The sequence below is a fragment of the Methylophaga sp. UBA4204 genome (assembly GCF_002379485.1).
Taxonomy (GTDB): Bacteria; Pseudomonadota; Gammaproteobacteria; order Nitrosococcales; family Methylophagaceae; genus Methylophaga.
Map to the genome: position 1 here is coordinate 31,134 of NZ_DFTU01000108.1, position 514 is coordinate 31,647.

1 protein-coding gene is annotated in these 514 nt (G+C 48.1%); it reads right to left on the minus strand.

Annotated elements, in window-relative coordinates; translation table 11 throughout:
• Positions 1-514 (minus strand): pseudouridine synthase (locus B3182_RS15765; protein WP_292753465.1); only part of this gene is annotated, 514 nt, incomplete at both ends.

Consider the following 514-nt stretch of genomic DNA (forward strand, 5'->3'; position numbering starts at 1 on the left):
CTCCTTCACCACCACCTGGCTGAATATCTGAAAAATGGGCTTTACCATCTTCCAGTTCAACACCATCACGTAAGGTTTGCATCATCTCCGAAGTGACTTCCCCAAGGACACGCACTGCATACTCACGATCCATTTCATTGGATGGATGCATTAACTGATTAGCCAATTCACCATCTGTGGTCAAGATGATCAAACCACTGGTATTCAAATCCAGTCGTCCCACACTGACCCAGCGACCTTCTTCAGGCACAGGTAAAGATTGATATATGGTTCTGCGGCCTTCCGGATCATTGCGAGTACACACTTCACCTACCGGTTTGTGATACAGCAAAACCTGCGGCATGCTTTGTTGCCAGATGCGCTTGGATGATAAAGGTCGCCCTTCAAGTGTGACTCTATCCTTTTCAGTAATCTGATCACCCAGCGTTGCTGGAACACCGTTGACCTGTAATTTTCCATCCTTGATCCAGCTCTCAATCAAACGTCGTGAGCCATAGCCGGCACGTGCCAGTAC